Source organism: Staphylothermus marinus F1 (assembly GCF_000015945.1).
In the GTDB taxonomy this organism is placed as follows: Archaea; Thermoproteota; Thermoprotei_A; order Sulfolobales; family Desulfurococcaceae; genus Staphylothermus; species Staphylothermus marinus.
This window is the reverse complement of record NC_009033.1, coordinates 753,275-769,164: the sequence shown is the minus strand read 5'-3', so window position 1 is coordinate 769,164 and position 15,890 is coordinate 753,275. Positions and strand designations below refer to the sequence as shown.

Annotated in this window: 18 protein-coding genes and 1 tRNA gene; 2 read left to right on the top strand and 17 right to left on the bottom strand. The window is 36.9% G+C overall.

The window, feature by feature from the left end:
- Positions 1 to 46: 46 nt before the first annotated feature.
- From SMAR_RS03935 to SMAR_RS03865, 16 genes are all read right to left on the bottom strand, one after another.
- Entirely contained in the window at positions 47 to 1,267 is a 1,221-nt protein-coding gene (locus SMAR_RS03935) for an IS200/IS605 family accessory protein TnpB-related protein (protein WP_052833822.1), read from the bottom strand.
- A 432-nt stretch (positions 1,268 to 1,699) separates the two neighbouring features.
- Positions 1,700 to 1,787, bottom strand: a tRNA-Leu gene (locus SMAR_RS03930).
- A 220-nt stretch (positions 1,788 to 2,007) separates the two neighbouring features.
- Positions 2,008 to 2,427: a ferritin-like domain-containing protein gene (locus tag SMAR_RS03925; RefSeq protein WP_011839058.1), complete on the bottom strand. Its 420-nt coding sequence runs from the start codon at positions 2,425 to 2,427 to the stop codon at positions 2,008 to 2,010.
- Between the two features lie 339 nt (positions 2,428 to 2,766).
- A complete protein-coding gene (locus tag SMAR_RS03920; protein ID WP_011839057.1) occupies positions 2,767 to 3,015 on the bottom strand; it encodes a hypothetical protein in 249 nt (82 codons plus the stop codon).
- 147 nt (positions 3,016 to 3,162) lie between these two features.
- On the bottom strand, positions 3,163 to 3,720 hold the full coding sequence (locus SMAR_RS03915; RefSeq protein ID WP_011839056.1) for a M48 metallopeptidase family protein: 558 nt from the start codon (positions 3,718 to 3,720) through the stop codon (positions 3,163 to 3,165).
- The gene (locus tag SMAR_RS03910; protein WP_244372502.1) at positions 3,704 to 6,733 is read right to left on the bottom strand and encodes a type I restriction endonuclease subunit R; all 3,030 of its coding nucleotides are present in this window, start codon (positions 6,731 to 6,733) and stop codon (positions 3,704 to 3,706) included. Before SMAR_RS03910 ends, SMAR_RS03915 begins: the two co-directional genes overlap by 17 nt.
- Positions 6,734 to 6,749: 16 nt before the next feature.
- Entirely contained in the window at positions 6,750 to 8,141 is a 1,392-nt protein-coding gene (locus tag SMAR_RS03905; protein WP_011839054.1) for a restriction endonuclease subunit S, read from the bottom strand.
- Positions 8,142 to 8,148: 7 nt separating this feature from the next.
- Positions 8,149 to 9,867 carry a class I SAM-dependent DNA methyltransferase gene (locus tag SMAR_RS03900; RefSeq protein ID WP_011839053.1) on the bottom strand — a complete coding sequence of 573 codons (1,719 nt, stop codon included), beginning with the start codon at positions 9,865 to 9,867 and terminating at the stop codon, positions 8,149 to 8,151.
- Positions 9,868 to 10,515: 648 nt separating this feature from the next.
- A complete protein-coding gene (locus SMAR_RS08740) occupies positions 10,516 to 10,698 on the bottom strand; it encodes a HepT-like ribonuclease domain-containing protein (protein ID WP_425277388.1) in 183 nt (60 codons plus the stop codon).
- A gap of 10 nt (positions 10,699 to 10,708) precedes the next feature.
- Positions 10,709 to 10,945, bottom strand: a complete 237-nt coding sequence (locus tag SMAR_RS03895) for a HepT-like ribonuclease domain-containing protein (RefSeq protein WP_052833819.1) — start codon at positions 10,943 to 10,945, stop codon at positions 10,709 to 10,711.
- On the bottom strand, positions 10,917 to 11,348 hold the full coding sequence (gene mntA, locus SMAR_RS03890) for a type VII toxin-antitoxin system MntA family adenylyltransferase antitoxin (protein ID WP_011839052.1): 432 nt from the start codon (positions 11,346 to 11,348) through the stop codon (positions 10,917 to 10,919). The genes SMAR_RS03895 and mntA overlap by 29 nt, the downstream gene beginning before the upstream one ends.
- A gap of 188 nt (positions 11,349 to 11,536) precedes the next feature.
- Positions 11,537 to 12,100, bottom strand: coding sequence for a DUF1648 domain-containing protein (locus SMAR_RS03885; RefSeq protein ID WP_148676746.1), 564 nt, complete (start codon positions 12,098 to 12,100; stop codon positions 11,537 to 11,539).
- Positions 12,063 to 12,455 carry a PadR family transcriptional regulator gene (locus tag SMAR_RS03880; protein WP_011839050.1) on the bottom strand — a complete coding sequence of 131 codons (393 nt, stop codon included), beginning with the start codon at positions 12,453 to 12,455 and terminating at the stop codon, positions 12,063 to 12,065. Before SMAR_RS03880 ends, SMAR_RS03885 begins: the two co-directional genes overlap by 38 nt.
- Before the next feature lie 20 nt (positions 12,456 to 12,475).
- The gene (locus SMAR_RS03875; RefSeq protein WP_011839049.1) at positions 12,476 to 12,928 is read right to left on the bottom strand and encodes a hypothetical protein; all 453 of its coding nucleotides are present in this window, start codon (positions 12,926 to 12,928) and stop codon (positions 12,476 to 12,478) included.
- A complete protein-coding gene (locus SMAR_RS03870; protein WP_011839048.1) occupies positions 12,921 to 13,586 on the bottom strand; it encodes a hypothetical protein in 666 nt (221 codons plus the stop codon). Before SMAR_RS03870 ends, SMAR_RS03875 begins: the two co-directional genes overlap by 8 nt.
- 23 nt (positions 13,587 to 13,609) lie before the next feature.
- Complete coding sequence (locus tag SMAR_RS03865) at positions 13,610 to 13,939, bottom strand: YbjQ family protein (RefSeq protein ID WP_011839047.1); 330 nt, start codon at positions 13,937 to 13,939, stop codon at positions 13,610 to 13,612.
- A gap of 160 nt (positions 13,940 to 14,099) precedes the next feature.
- Between SMAR_RS03865 and SMAR_RS03860 the strand changes: the two genes are divergently transcribed.
- Positions 14,100 to 14,669: a hypothetical protein gene (locus SMAR_RS03860; RefSeq protein ID WP_011839046.1), complete on the top strand. Its 570-nt coding sequence runs from the start codon at positions 14,100 to 14,102 to the stop codon at positions 14,667 to 14,669.
- 41 nt (positions 14,670 to 14,710) lie between these two features.
- A complete protein-coding gene (locus SMAR_RS03855) occupies positions 14,711 to 14,989 on the top strand; it encodes a hypothetical protein (protein ID WP_011839045.1) in 279 nt (92 codons plus the stop codon).
- A 582-nt stretch (positions 14,990 to 15,571) separates the two neighbouring features.
- Here the strand turns inward: SMAR_RS03855 and SMAR_RS08550 are convergent.
- Positions 15,572 to 15,745 carry a hypothetical protein gene (locus SMAR_RS08550; protein WP_169696938.1) on the bottom strand — a complete coding sequence of 58 codons (174 nt, stop codon included), beginning with the start codon at positions 15,743 to 15,745 and terminating at the stop codon, positions 15,572 to 15,574.
- Between the last annotated feature and the right edge of the window lie 145 nt (positions 15,746 to 15,890).

Below are 15,890 nucleotides of genomic sequence, written 5' to 3'. Positions count from 1 at the left end.
TTAGCTACTATAGTAGTGGTTATAGGCACTAGTGGTTGCCCGTGCATTATCTTTTAGAAACTATGGTTATTTTGGGAATTGTTTGCACGGGCTTCCCCCTCTTTGGTTGGGTTTTCATCCCTTCACGGAGGGGGCTATTGGGGCTCCACATAGACCACTTGGAGCCCTTCATCTGCAGGTATTTGAGTGCTAGGTTCCATGAAGCAATAAGGTCTCTTGTAACAATAAAGCCATTTGGTAGTTTAACGTATTTATAGTTTAAGAAAATTAGTTTTCCTCCTATAGGTGATTTCTTAGATGTATATTTTGGATCAATAAATACTGTTAGCATATTTCTCATCAATGCTTTATAGTAGATGTATTCTTGTATTCTGCGGTAAGCCCAGAAATGTATTCTCCAATTAAACCTTTTACCATTATTATTTGATTTAATGTTTTCTAGATCCTCCAGTACTATTACTGAATCATGTTCATCAGCTATCCCTACAATTTTCTTGGCTACATAGTGTGATGTATCCCTCAATATGTTCCCAGCTCTCCTCAACCACCTACCCCTAACCCTCCTAACCCATTTAACATATCTCCAATTCCTAGGATATCTTTTCTGAATTTTCTCAGCGAGCTTCTTATAATGCAGAGCCTTCCTCAATCCTTTAAACGGTATAGTACCCATCGTTACTAGTTTACCATTCATATCCAGAATAGTATATGTTACATTATCGAAATTAATATCTACACCCATAACTGTCCTAAGCTTTCTGGGAATGACTTGTTTCTCAAAAACCAAGTATACCCATATATTATTGTTTCTAAAAGATACAAGTATTTCCTTAAGCTTCCAATCACTATTAAGATACTTGTTTATGTAACTATACCATTTCAGCTTCACTATAACCCATTCATTATCTAGCACAGCTATCTTTAGTGTTTTACTCTCAAGATCTAGTTTGTAGTCTTCATAGTCCAACCTAGCTGTTAGTTTCTTTAATACTGGTTTTGAACCATTATTCTTCTTAACACTTTTAACAATTTCTTTGGCACGACGCTCAATTTTGTGACAGTGATGTGCACGAAAACCCATGCTCCTCAATAAACCATAGAATCTACTGTGCAGCTCTCTCATAGAAGGAATCTTGTCACAGGACCATATCTGGTCTATAATGTACTGTGTCCAGTCACGATATGATCTAAGAAATAAATAGAGTTTGTGGTGGAGGCTGGGATCAGGAGCAACCCCCATAACCTTAACGGTTGCATAAACCCTCACCCCCAACCCCCACCATAAAATATTACATAAGAATATACAAAGAGAACACATAAATATAAACACTACAAAAACAATAATAGTTCTCATAATTTCCAAAACAACCATAGTATCCAAATAAGCGAATAGTCTAGTAATATATGGCTTCATCTTAGAGTTGCTGAGCGAGGCTTTTCTATCAGAAATCTAGAGCTCTTATTAGCTCATGTTAGCTGTTTTCACTAATTAATCGTTTCCTCTCATTATACACGAGTTAAAAGTAAAATGGGAGGATTGAGGATTTTTGTGATTGATGCGAAGTCCCTAAAAGAACTTCTCCGGTTTTCATAAATCAGTAACATAAAATATATGCTACAACCCCCTTCTAAGCTTATGAGAATTCTCCACCATAGTGATGAAGGGATTTTCATTATTAAGAGGTTAGAGGAGATTTTATGGTGCGGGGGGTGGGATTTGAACCCACGCAGGCCTACGCCACCGGGTCCTCAACCCGGCCCCTTTGACCAGGCTCGGGCACCCCCGCACCATTATATTGTTAGTTTATCATTATGGGTTTAAATCTTTTATACGGTTTTGGCCTGGATAAAGATATTTTTATTGCTTGTTTAGAACCTGTTATATTAATATCTTCATTGCCTACTGGTATCGGTATTTTTGTTATTTTAATATGGTAATTAGGAATGTTATTATAATAAAAAAACCTCTTCTACCTCTATATGTGTTAGTTATTTAGTGTAGTGTTTCTATATTTCCTCTAATAAACTCGTGAATATGTCATGGTGTTCTTCTTCATCGGCCAAGATATCCTCGAATAATCTAGCTGTTGTTATGTCTCCCTCTTCTCTAGCAACTTTTATTATTTCCTTGTACAACTGTATTGCTTTCTCCTCATCTTTCACATCTTGTTCCAGCATTTCCTTGAGGTTCTCACCAACAAATACTGGTGATGGCTTAGTTGTAGGTATGCCGCCAAGATAAACAAGCCTCTCAGCAATAGCCTCCGCATGCTTCATCTCAGTAATCGCAATCTTCTTTAACTCATCCTTAACAGCAAACCCCTTCACACCCTTCCAAAGAACATGTTGCCACATATATTGGATCGAAACCTGTAGCTCTCTAGCTATAGCTTCATTTAACAATTCCAACAACTTTTTAGAAGCCAACCTTTTCACCCGAATAATAGATATAACTGTACCGACTAATATGTCTATACGTATTTTCAACAACGAAGAAGATCATGAGGGTTCTCAAGCAATCAGTAAAGCTTCATAGCGGCGAAAATCATTTGTTTTATAATTGGTAATGCTAGTGTTGACTCCTGCTATATAAGTATTGTTAGTGTAGTTCTCAGGGATTTAGTGGGTTATTATAGTTGTTAATGTATTGTTTCTGCTGATTATGGGAAATGCTTATGTAGTTTTATAATTGTATGATGTATTTAACTAGAGTGAACCAAACAACCATAGTATCCAGATAAGCGAATAGTCTTCAACTGTATAGAACTAGATGTGTCTAGATATTCTTAGTTGATCATTCTCACTAATAACACTAATAAGACCTTCTTTAATCAGAGAAGTAATAGCTTCTTGAACATCAGGTGACCAAGGCCCATAATAGTAAGGTATAAATTCGGCTCCAATATCGATCTTACCTTCTATAGCAAGGAGGAAAACTAGCTTATGTAACCTAGTAGTACCTCTAACACTACCTAGGATACCAGTAATAAGCAATATAGCGTCGCCAACCCTCATTATATTATCACCTTATAATCTTAGATCTTAGCCAAGAATTACCAGTGCTCCATCAAAATATATTTCTAATAATTTATATTTTATATATTAGCTTTTATAGCGGTTTACCACTGATCACTAAGATTTTTATCATTTTTCGTTTTTATCTTACATTTGCACCAATAACTTCACTTCATATGCTAGCAGTTCTTTTTCTAGTTCTTTATAGTTTGGATAATATTTTTGAACACATGTCCAGAAATCTTTGTTGTGTTTTGGCTCAATTATGTGGCAGATTTCATGGTATATTATATATAATACCAAGTTGTCGGGAAGATATCTGGCAAGCGAATTTACTGTGATAACACCTTTCGGGCTACAACTAGCCCATCTAGTTTTCATTTTCCTTATAACGACTTTACAAGGATTTATTCCTAGTTCATCTCTTGCCACCTGATCTAAAAGCTTTTTGACAAGGTTCTTGAACTCTGCTTTGCTTCTCTTTACCAATTTAATATTTCTTGAACGCTCTAATGCTTCCTGGAGTTCCATCGTTTTCTTCTTAATCCATGACTTATGTTTTTCTATAATACTATATGCCTCTCTTCTATCCATGTTTTCTGGGAGTATAATCTGTATTCCCCATGGTTTAACCTCGAGCTTGGGATTCTTGTTCATAGAATATTTTATCTGTATTCTCCACATATTCTCATTGTTCGATGTCACTTTTCTCAAGCCTCTTAACCAATAGGTCTATTAGTTTCCTTGCCTGGTCTATTGTAAAACCAGCTATGCGGGCTTCTCGCAGTATTGTCAAAGCAGTTATTCTCTCCACGTCACGAACGAGCTTGGGATTCTTGCTCCAGCCATGCAAGCTGATCTTATCCTTCAACTTCTCAATAAGCTTATTTGTAACCTCTAATGCATGCTTCTCCTTAAAACCAGCATCAACCAGTGTGCGGTAAACTAGGTATTCTCTGCGTCCAAAACGTAGTTTTGTTTGTTCTTCTTTCAAAGCATATATTTTTTCCCAAAGCCTCTTAGCCTCCTCATAGAGTTCGAGACTGTTCTTCAGCCTCCTCCTCCATTTTCTCATGAGATCCTCTATTTTATCAGCAACCGAAACATAGATGGGATCATTATGCGCATACAGTTTAAACTTATGAATACCCATGATTAAAGCTGATGCTTTATCTTCAAGCCCAATGTTTTTATTCTGTATAAACTCCTCGAAGAATTCACGGTCTATTTTAATGGGGGAAAACTCTGCTTCCTTCTCTAAAACTTGGAGCGAATGACTTATAGCTTCAATAGTTTTCTTATAATATCTCTCGGCCAGTTCCTCTTCTGGAGTAGAGCCTACAAAGTTTTTTACATAGAATACATATATGTTTGAAAACCACTTATACTGTTCAATATCGTCTCTTGAAAGCTTTGCAGAGATGAGTTCGTATAATCTGCGGAGCACACGATATTTCCCAGTGAATTCTTTCTCCAAACTCCTATTCCTAGCTAGCTCCTCCGCCTTAATCCTCACATATCTAAATAATTCCTCATCGCTCTCCACAACTGGTTTTGGACCAATGAGTTGTAGGAGGTGCTGAAGTGTTTCCTTAAACTCTCTTAAAACTTCTTCAACATCAAATACTGCACCCTTAAGATCTTCTCTCTCATACATAGCAAAAGCTTTCTCCAACTCTCTAAAAATGCCTACAAAATCTATGACAAGCCCATATTCTTTAACTCCACGATAGGGTCTGTTAACTCTCGCTATAGCTTGTAGGAGTCTGTGCCCCTTCAATGGTTTATCGAGATACATTGTTTGAAGTATAGGGGCGTCGAAACCTGTTAAAAGCATGTCTGTAACTATCAGTATTCTTGGATTATCTTCTGTCCTAAAATTCTCTATAATTTTTTGAACAGCATCCCTAGGATTCATTACATGGTATCTACTCGTTAATTCACTCTTATACTCCTCTATTAGTGTATCATTTTCATTGCTTTGAAACGTCATCACGACCTCGCTGTATTCAGGAGGCAAATACTTGTCTAATGCTCTCTTATATAGTACGCAGGCTCTCCTACTAGATGCTACAACCATAGCTTTAAACTTGCCGTCAACATTTTCTCTGAAATGCTCCGCTATATATTTAGCAATCCTATCTATTCTCTCAGGGTTTTCTAGGAAAACCTTAAACTTCCGTATATCAAGCTCCTTACCAACATGTCTCTCAACCCTCCTCCTAACTTCCTCGGGTAGCTCGTCAAACTCTGATTCCAGGAATTCCTCGAGCAACTCTTTATTAAGACTATAATCGAAGGGGCCTGGCTGATAAGCGATTTTCACAGTATACTTGTCTCTTATTGAGTCTAGTATGAAGTATTTATCAAGATATAGCTCGCCCGGCGGGCTGAATTTTGCAAAAGTGTTCTTCAAAGGATTCCTTCTAGGAACAGGTGTGCCTGTGAATGCGAAATAATTAGCTTTCCTTAAAAGCCTCATCATTTGCTCAGCTAATACACCATACTGTGTCCTATGAGCCTCATCAACCAATAAGATAATATCCATTCTATCCATAACAGTGCCGGGCCTAGACATAGCTATAGCTTTGAGAAATTTCTCGAGCTCCTCGAATTCACTAGGCTGAAACTTCTGCACAGTAACCACAAACACCCCCGGCTCACCACGATAATCATTATAGCTTAAAACCTGTCGGAGCCTATCGATACTATCGATTAGCTTCGGCTTAACTTCTGGACCTAGATCAAGCTTAGTGAGATTCTCATAGTATAGCTGGTTTTGAAGCTCTATCCTGTCAACAACGAAGAAGATCATGGGGTTTTCAAGCAACCAGTAGAGTTTCATAGCGGCGAAAATCATTGTCAAAGTTTTACCACTACCCTGCCAATGCCAGATAAGGCCCCGATCAATATTGTCTTCGCCGCGAAGCCTCTTCAATACACGATCAACAATCTTATTAGCAGCTCTATACTGCATATACCTAGCAATAACCTTCGACTCCCTACCCTCTTCCATCCTAAAATACGTATAAAACCTTAGAATATCCAGGAACCTATGGGGCCGAAGCATTTCAATGACCGAACCTATAGAATCCAAGCCCTCCTCTCTCCACTCATAAATAGGGACCTTGCCGGGATCAGCCCATGGTATAATGGGGAAGTACTTTGCCCTAGCCCCTATAGCAACACCGATCTGAACATATTTATACAGCTCGGGAACACTATGCTCATAACGTTTAATCTGTAGAAAAGCATCACGCCAAGAAACACCTGGCTCAGTAGGATTCTTAACCTCAATACTGACCAGGGGAATACCATTAACATATAGAACAATATCGTTCCTGATCTCCCGGACACCCCTATGAATAACTTGTCTAGAAACAACAAACTCATTCCTACCGAGATCACTGTAATCTATTAGTTTAAGCCTAGCAGAAACACGCGACCCACCAAGCTTAACCGGGACACCAAACTTAAGATACTCTAAAACCTCACGAGCACCACTAGCCCCAAAACCACGCCCCTCAAGAAGAGAAACAGCCTCAGAAACATCCTCTTCACCAACACCAGGATTAAACTCCCTAATCTTACGCCTCAAAACACTATAGATGAGAGGCTTATCCAACCCCTCTCTGCCAAGACTCATAGAATCGATATATCTCCAACCACGCTTAACAAGCTCATCAACAATAAAGTCTTCAAGACCCCTCTCTCTCACCAAAAAACCACCCCCTCTAAGAAACACGCTCAACCCTTACCCTAATCCTACCAGTCAACAACAAATTCATCAAACCCTTCTTCAAACCCTTCAATTTCTCCTTTCGTCTATGCTCAAGACTAATCCATTTATCAATTGTTGATAGGATTTCAGCGATTTTTTGTTGTTCTGAGAGCGGTGGAAGCGGAATTTTAATTCTCTCTAAGTCTCTATCGAGAAGATGTTTGACTGTTGTTTGACTTGTCTGAGCTTCAATGAGTTTAAGTGGTTTTTTAAGTGCGTAATAGAGATACATGTTGTCTAATTTTGTCGCATCTTTAGTCCAAATTTTACACACTCTTTGATTTAAGAGTCCTTTTGGACCTTTCCAAAGAAATATATTGAACTCGCCGTCCATACTTATTAGCAAATCTCCTTTTTCCACGATGTACTTTGGGTCGTATGAACCAGAATAATATGCTTCAGTCTTATTTTTACCTAGATCTCTTATTCTTATTATAGGGATCCCACGTTCCTTTTCGTTAAAGAACTTTGAACTAAAAGCGTAACCTTTAAGCACATAAACATGGTCAACTAACCTAATAACCTCCCAATCTTTTGGAATCTTTCCAATCTTGGTATCCTTAAAATTCGTTTCTTTGTAAAACCTAGCTTTTCCATCTTCAACTTTAATCCTCACTTTTCCAGTTAAAAGCTCCTGCATAAGAGCTTTCTTCAACCTCTCAACCTTCGCTATAACATCATCAGTTTTCTGAATAGCCTCATCAACAATAGAAAGAACCTCAACTATTCTCCGCTGTTCTAAGACGGGAGGAAGCGGTATCAGAATTGATTTTAAGTCATTTCTTGTAATCCCGCCTATCATACCATGAAATCTTGTTTTAATTTGCATCTGGCCAAACTTTGAGTAGAGAAAATAAAACAAAAACTCGTTTATCAGTTTCTTTGTTATGCTTCTTATTACAAATACATGTTCATTTACGGCTACTTTTTTATATTTTAGTTCTCTGACTATTGCAACTTTACCAGTAGTCGCGCCATCTTTTACTAGTAGAATATCTCCTATATTTATCTTACCTTGCCTCAAGGAATTATAAAAATCTTCTGTAATAAATTTCATATTATTCCATCGAATATTTCCTTCATCATCTATGTGTTCACCGCCTATGCTTGCTATGTTTCCTTTATATAATCCACCACCCTTAGCTCTTTTTCCAGTTTCGACTTTAACGAGACCATCTAATCTCATAATGTTCCAGTCCCTTGGAATTTTTCCTATTGGTGTTTCTTTGAAGTCTGTCTCCTTGTAGAAACCTATTATTTTGTATTCTATTTCTTTTTGTGTTTCTTGTTTTGTGGTTGTTTTTATTTGTTGTTTTAGGTATTCGTCTAGTGTTTTGTGGGGCATTTATTTTTCACCTTTGTTTGTTTGCTTGTATTATTTGTTGTATGTACTGTATTGCTTTGTCTCTCGCCGTCTTTGCTTGTTTTTCTATTTCTATTAGTTCTTGTAGTTCTTTTTCTAGGTCTATTTCTTCTATTTCTATGGGTGGTGTTACGTATAGGGTTACGTTTAGGTTGTAGTTGTTTTCTCTTATTTCGCTTAGTCCTACTATTCTTGAGAATCCTGGTATTTCCTTGTATTCGTAATATGTTTTAGCTATTTTCTCAATGTTTTGCTTGCTTAGCCTGTTCAGTCTTCTTATGTTTGGGTGTTTTTCGTATTCGTTGCTTGCATTTATGAATAATATCTTGTTTCTTCTCTCCTGCGGCTTGTTTTTATTAAATATAATTATTGCTCCAGGTGCTCCTGTGTTGTAGAATAGTTTTTCAGGTAGAAGTATTACTGTTTCTACTAGGTCTTCTTCTATTATCTTGCTTCTTATACTCTTTTCCCTCCCTCCTCTGAATAGTGCGCCGTTATCTATTACTACTCCTACTTTTCCCTGGGGCTTAGCTGCTGCTAGCATTAACTGTATCCATGCCCAATCAGCTGTTTGTGAGGGGGTGTATCCATACTTGTATATTAACCGGTATTTCTCGTTCTTCTTCAATACTTGTTCATTGTATCCGTCCTGGTTCCATGGTGGGTTGGCTAATACTATGTCCCATTCTCCTAGTTCGAATTTTGGGTATAGGAGGGAGTCTCCTACCTCTATTTTTTGATTAGCTATGCCGTGTATGTACATGTTCATTTTTGCTAGTGCAGCTGTTTTGGCATTAGCTTCTTGCCCGAAGAGATAGAGTTTATCGGCTTCTTCCCTCCCATGTTTTTCCTCTATGTATTTATAGCTTATTATCAGCATGCCCCCACTACCAGCTGCGGGGTCAAGTATTTTATAGCCTGGCTTGGGATCAAGAATCTCTACTAGTAGCCTAATCACTTCTCTAGGCGTGAACACTTCTCCTTCCTTAGCCTTTGTCGGGGCAAACATCATTAATAACCATTCATAAGCATCCCCAAGTATATCTGGCGAAGTATCTATTAGGGGTACAGAATCGAAGAGTTCTACTAGTTGTCTAAGTATTTCGCTGTTCTCCCTGTTCGATGCGAAAATATGGAAGTCGAAGTTGTCAAAGATTGGGCGCAGTTCCTCGTTTAGCTCACCTATCTTCTTCAATGCTTTAGAGAAGTATTCGTGTAGTTCCCCCTTATGCTTAACAATATTATCCCATAAATACTCCTCTGGTATTTGGAACTGGTGAAAATACTTACCTCTAGCAAGTTCCTTCGCTTCTTCCGAGGCATATCCTTGCTCTACTAGCTCCTTATATGTTCTTTGAAACTCTAGCTTCCACTGATCACTTATCTTCTTATAGAATAAAAGCACCAATATGAATGAATAATCCACACGCGTCCTTATCAGGTCGGCAGCCTTTTTCAGAATAGATTCTAGATCTCCCCTCGTCACAGGTATTGAGCGGAGAGAATATATTTTCCTCCTAGGATTACTCGGGTCTACCGCTACGATCACTAGTCCATATTTTCTCAAACTACTAAGCAGAGTCATTACACTATCCACTGGGCGTTCAAGAACTTTAGAAGCTTCATCTACAGTGAAAGGTTTCTCGCCAAAACGGGAGCGAAGAACTATATAGTCATTAAGCATCCAAGAAGGCAGAGTCTTCGACACCTAACTATCACCAAATAATAGTTAGATACCTAAACATAAAAAATTATCGGTTAGGTCTCCATAACTATGATCCTGCATTCTACCAGATAATTTAATATGCTTATAAGATTTAATAAATAATTAATTGACCTAAGTCGAAAAATACTAAAATACTTATTCATTCACATACCTACACAGAGTTAAAACAATTCTTAGTACAATGATCTGCATAATTATAAATAATCAATGAGAACTTAGAGGGGGCTTTTTCTATGTGAAGAAGGACTTTATGTGACCGAAACCCCCCGGTTCTCGTCTTCTAAGAGGAATGAAGAGGCTGTGAAACCTCTTTAAAAATTGTGGAACCAAGAACCTGCTGTGCTGACTCCTGCCATATAAGTATTGTTGGTGCTGTTCTCAGGGATTTAGTGGGTTGTTGTAGTTGTTAAGGTACTGTTTTTAGTTGTGCGTTGTTTTGCTGATTATGGGAAATGCTTATGTAGTTTTATAATTGTATGATGTATTTATTAATAGTGAACCACATGGATCACTCGGTAGTTATGGATTGTATTCAGCACAAAATTAAGCATAGCTATGTAATCCCTCGACAACATGCAACTTCTATAATATGTGAAAATATTGTTTTTATATTGTTATTCCATACTTATTTTATGGATCTATTTCTAGTTTATCAATGCATTCTAAGAGTTTTAATGAATATTTAGATAAGTTATTTATAATATTTGGTAGCTCCTGCAATACTATATCATAATCTAGATCGGCGTATAGGTGTACTACTATATTTCTTAATCCAACTATTCCCTTAATTTCCTTGACAAGCTCATTTTCGATCCCGCAGATTTTACTGACGCGGTTGACTATGCTCTTTATAAGTATCTTGGATTTCTCCTATGGTCTCCGACAATATATAATTTGATAAATCAATGATGAATTCTACAGCAACTTGTATGTTACGCTCTAAACTAGATATTAAAACATAGTCTTCAATAATACTTTCCGCATTCATTAACGATAATTTGCTTAAGAGATCAATAGCTTTCTTAAACCTATTATATCTTCTTAACAGTTCTTTTCTCAAGATACTCCACCATCTTCTTGTAATAAGGCTTAGCGATGTATAGGTAATCATTGTACTGCTTTACAGTTCTATTCTGATCTAGGAATAAGATCCATCGATCCCTGCAATAGACTAGTTTTCCACGACTATAAACAACCATACGTAGAACCGGCGAGGCTCTGCCAAGATCAACTATATCTATGTCTTCGTCAATCATGCTTAAAAGCTCCTTAATGATTCTCCATCTCTCCCCACGAGATACATGATCATAGAAGCGTATGGCTATATCTATATCACTTTCTCGAGTAGCTCTCTCCTCAATAATAGATCCGAATAGGTATACATATACGATATAATCACTATATTTATTCCTCACAAATATTTTAAGCTTTGAAGATACATTATCGATAATAGACTTATTCAATAATCTATACACCAAAATCTATAACTTTCAATTTTTATTGTTTGTTTCGAGCCCTTTATCTCCGTTTCTCAAACCATTCATACTATAGAGTGTTTATAAAGCGAGCACAACAACCATAATTTTCATAATTCCCAAAACAACTATGGTATCCGGATAAGCGAATGGTCTTATGGATTATTATATTCTTCTTAGTATTCTCTGATGTATTTTCTCCATTTAATCGATAATCGCGTTATTTCCAGTATTATTACTACTACTATTATTGTGATCAGTATTGTAAACATAGTTATCGGTATTAAATGTTTATTGTTAATTGCATAGTATAATATATCAATATATGCTAGCATAACCAACCATGCCATCATGATTCCTATATCGTATAGTAGGTTTACGAGTTTCTTCTTTGGAAGTCTTGGAGCATAGAATATCATTGGGGCCTTGGATTCTATAAGCATAAAGATGAGGGGTAAACACTCTATGCCAACTATGAATGGTAATGTTATTTTGAGGAAATCGTTTAGAGTATCCCATCTATTGGGTACGCCGTTAATATCGTAGTGTACTGGGATACGGTTTGGGAGATGGGGAAGTAGGTAGAGGGTAAGCATTATTGAAATGATTGGTGGTAGAATAGCTAATAATATTCTTAGAGGAGAAGGCTTAACCGGCAAAATCTTCTTAATCTTCTCCTCAACAACTCCTAAACCCATAGTTTTAAAGCTTAGTTCTCGCCCAGCTTCTCTTGAAGCCATATAAGATAAAGTTATTGTTGAAACAATTTATTGTTTCAATTATTTTCTCTAGTTCCACTCTCAATGTTTCAAGTGTTTTTAATCCTTTATCTGTTATTTCATAGTATTTTCTCGGTGGGCCCAGGTTTGATTCCGTCCAATATGATTTTATCAACTTGTTTTTATCCATGTTTTTCAATGTCTCATATATTGTGCTCTCGCTAGGATTTAGTGTATTGTTGCTTAATTGCTTGATTAGTGATTTTATCTTATAGCCGTATAGAGGGCCATGTTTTTTGAGGAGCCCTAGAATTATTACTGTATAAAATCCTGTTCTTAGACTTTTCAATATTTTCTCGATGTTCTTATCTCTCAACCTGTATATACCTTATCTACTCAGCCTTGCTTCCTCGGATTCTTATAGATGGTTAATGTTATTAAGACTAATGTATAAGTTATTGTTAGTCCTGAATTGACAATAATATTTTGTTGACTGCTCTCTAAAACAATGTTTGGTAGTACAAGTATTCCAGCATATATGGTGCCGGTCAGTAATGCCGCTATAATAGGTGATTCTGGGATTTTTCGGTCTAGGAAATCGTAGAGTGCACCAAATAATGCTCCAAGTATTAGGGCTATAAAGAATATTATGAATGGTGCTAATAAGAGGCCGAGGCTAATATAATTTCTCAATATATCCTCCGACAGACTAGTAATGTTTATCCTGGATCTAACTTGTTCAAGCACATCATCCACAGATGGTAATGTTAGATACGTTAATATTCCAGCAACTAGTCCGGAAACGGTTCCGGATACTAAGCCGTATAATACATATTTGCTCTCAACCAAGTCTTTTCATCCCCTGCCGATAAATTGTGTAGAGAAATAGCACTACTACAGATATAACTGAGTAAACAATTAATAATACAGGTAAGGATAAACCATATAGTTTAATTAATAAAACAGCTTGATAATTCATTAATGAATGTGTTAAAGCTATAACTATGTATATAAACAATACTCTCCCTCTAATATAGTATTGCAACAGTAGTGTAGCAGAGAAAACATGGTATAATAAAACAATAAATCTCTCATAACAGCTGACTAAACCTAGAAATAACGGAATATTTACACCTGCTAACATATTCATAAATTGGTTTAATACAACAAGTGATGCTTCTCCGAAACCAAACCCTGCACCAAGCCATAAAGCATAAACTATATTCTTCCCCCTAACCCCTATAAGCTTCAATAACTCCTGTAGAAAACCAGATACTAATGCGGCATAGAATAAGACTAGTATAAGAGTATATATTGATGCTTCAGGATTAATTCGTAGAAGCAATATGGGAAGTTGCTGGATCGGTGGCTGGATTATTAGGGTCAAGATTAAGAGCCCGATCCCTATGAGAAATGCTTCAATAGAAAAACTCTTAGTAACCCTATATAGTATTAGAAGTATTATAATGGAAACTATTATTATAGTTAATGGATACAATAACACCATTAACAATATACACCCTTAATAAGCTAGGATTCCTCAACAACAACAGCTGTACCATATGCAAGTATTTCCGCGGCACGCTGCATGATCGATGCCGTGCTAAATCTTAGACCAACAACAGCGTTAGCACCAAGTTTTCTAGCCTCTTCCTTAAGCTTATCCAGAACATATCTTCTAGAATGCTGGAGTAGCTCAGCATACTCTTTTATCTCTCCCCCTACAATGTTTCTTAGAGAAGCAACAAAATCTTTTCCAATATGCCTTGCCCTAACAGTATTTGCTGAAACAATGCCTAATACTTTTACAATTCTGTATCCTGGAATGTTCTCCGTGGTAGTAAGGAGTATATCCTTCATGAACAGTCCCCATTAACTACCTCGGACTCCGATGTATATAAAAATTTTCTATAACTCATTGTTTCTACGTATGGTATTATGTAGAGATGTTTCTATTATGTGATCGATAGTTAAGTTTATAATCTATTTTATGCTTCTAGATGCATAAAGGGGGGATAGTATGGCTCTTACATCATATGAAGAGAGGAAGGTGGGGCAGTCGAAGCGTATAACTGAGAGTCCTGTTTGGGAGGAGGCTTTAATCCAGGAGTTCATCTACTTAGTTGGGCATTTAAACCATTCGGAACAGCATTTAATCGAGGCTGATGCATACATAGGCTACCCTGTATTCGGTAACCTTGTTGATGAGATACGTGAGCTTCGAAAGAAAGCTGGACAAGTAATGTTTGAGATAGAGAGGCTGGAGGCTAGGGAGAAGGGTGGAGAAGAGTTTAGGACTTCTTGGGAGAGTATCTGGTGTACATTAAAGCATTTAACCACTGCACTCATACATACTGATGAAGTTATAGAGAAGATATTGAGAAAGATCAGGGAGGGGGGTACCGATAATATCGCCAGCTTAAATACACAGCTACAAATACTTCTCGAGGTAAGGAAGGGTGTGTTGGAATCACTTAAAAAACTAATATCTCAAGCCAAAACATTATCAAATATAGTAGAAGATGCAAGTGTGAGGTGCCGCGAGGACCTATGTCTTGAAGAAGTTGTGGAGCAGGAGAGTAGTAAATGAATTATATCTTTTACAGTATAAATGTGTAAGGCGATACATAATTGTTTGAAACATATGTTATTATAAAAATATCATCAAATGCTTCTAAGAGGTTGAAGAACAAATTATCCAAGATCCTCCGCGGAACAACTGTGACTATTAAGGGTAGAAGATATAGATCTAGAGGACTTATTCAAAAATATAATGGCATAATTCTCTCCCCAGGCACTTACCTCATCCCATCCAACATGCTTGAAAATCTTTTAAACGAACTAGAACAAAGAGAATTGAGAGAACACATAATCGTTAGAAAATGTATATGCACCTGTTTAAATGCTTAAACTTAATTATATCTAAGATAAAGCAACAACCATGCCATAACCTATTCTAAACACTATTATCCACAAGTTATGATTACTTATACTGCTACTACATGATTGCTACAATTCCTAATTGTCCCCAAACCTCTTAAATGCTCATTATAAAATAGCCTTTTCCTCGCTAACCTTAGTAGGTAATTCACTTATTTAAGTACTAAAGCTGTTAGGTGAATTATAGTATGTTTTATAGTATTTAGCTATCTGCTTCTTTATTAATGTCTCAATGCTTCGTTGAAGGTAAAGTAGCCATTAGGAGTGGGAGAATATATTTAATTAACCGTAAGGCTAACTCCGTGGTACCCGTTGATAAAGCCCCAATGAATCACTAATAAAGATAAGGTGGCTAAGGAGGGAGGCCCATATAAATAGTGCCCAAAACAATTATAGTATCCGAAAATAATGTAGAGCAACAGCCTAGAGTTCATATCATTATATTAGGGTATGCTAATATAGTTTTCGAATCTATTATCTTCCCCACGCTTTTCTTAGCCTCCTCCACCATAATTTTCTCTATTAAGCCTTTTGAGTAGTCTGTGTTTTTCTTTATCTCCTCATATATTTCTTTCTAAACTCTTCTATAGCTCTAGGGGTCTCGTATTGTCTTAGATCTTCCATATCGAGTTTCCAGCTAACACCCTCTACTAGGATGCCTATAGTTTCTCCTCTAATTGCTTTCTCGGCTTTCTCGTGATTCTTCTCAATAGATTTCATCTTCACTAATCTTCCATCGGGTAGTTTAAGTATGTCACCTATATATACTTCTCCATCAAGTACTCTTCCAGTTAATATTATTATTTTAATCTCGGTAAACCCTTGAGTCTAGAGCGAAGATAGAAGCCCTGTCTATACCTAGTTTTCCACA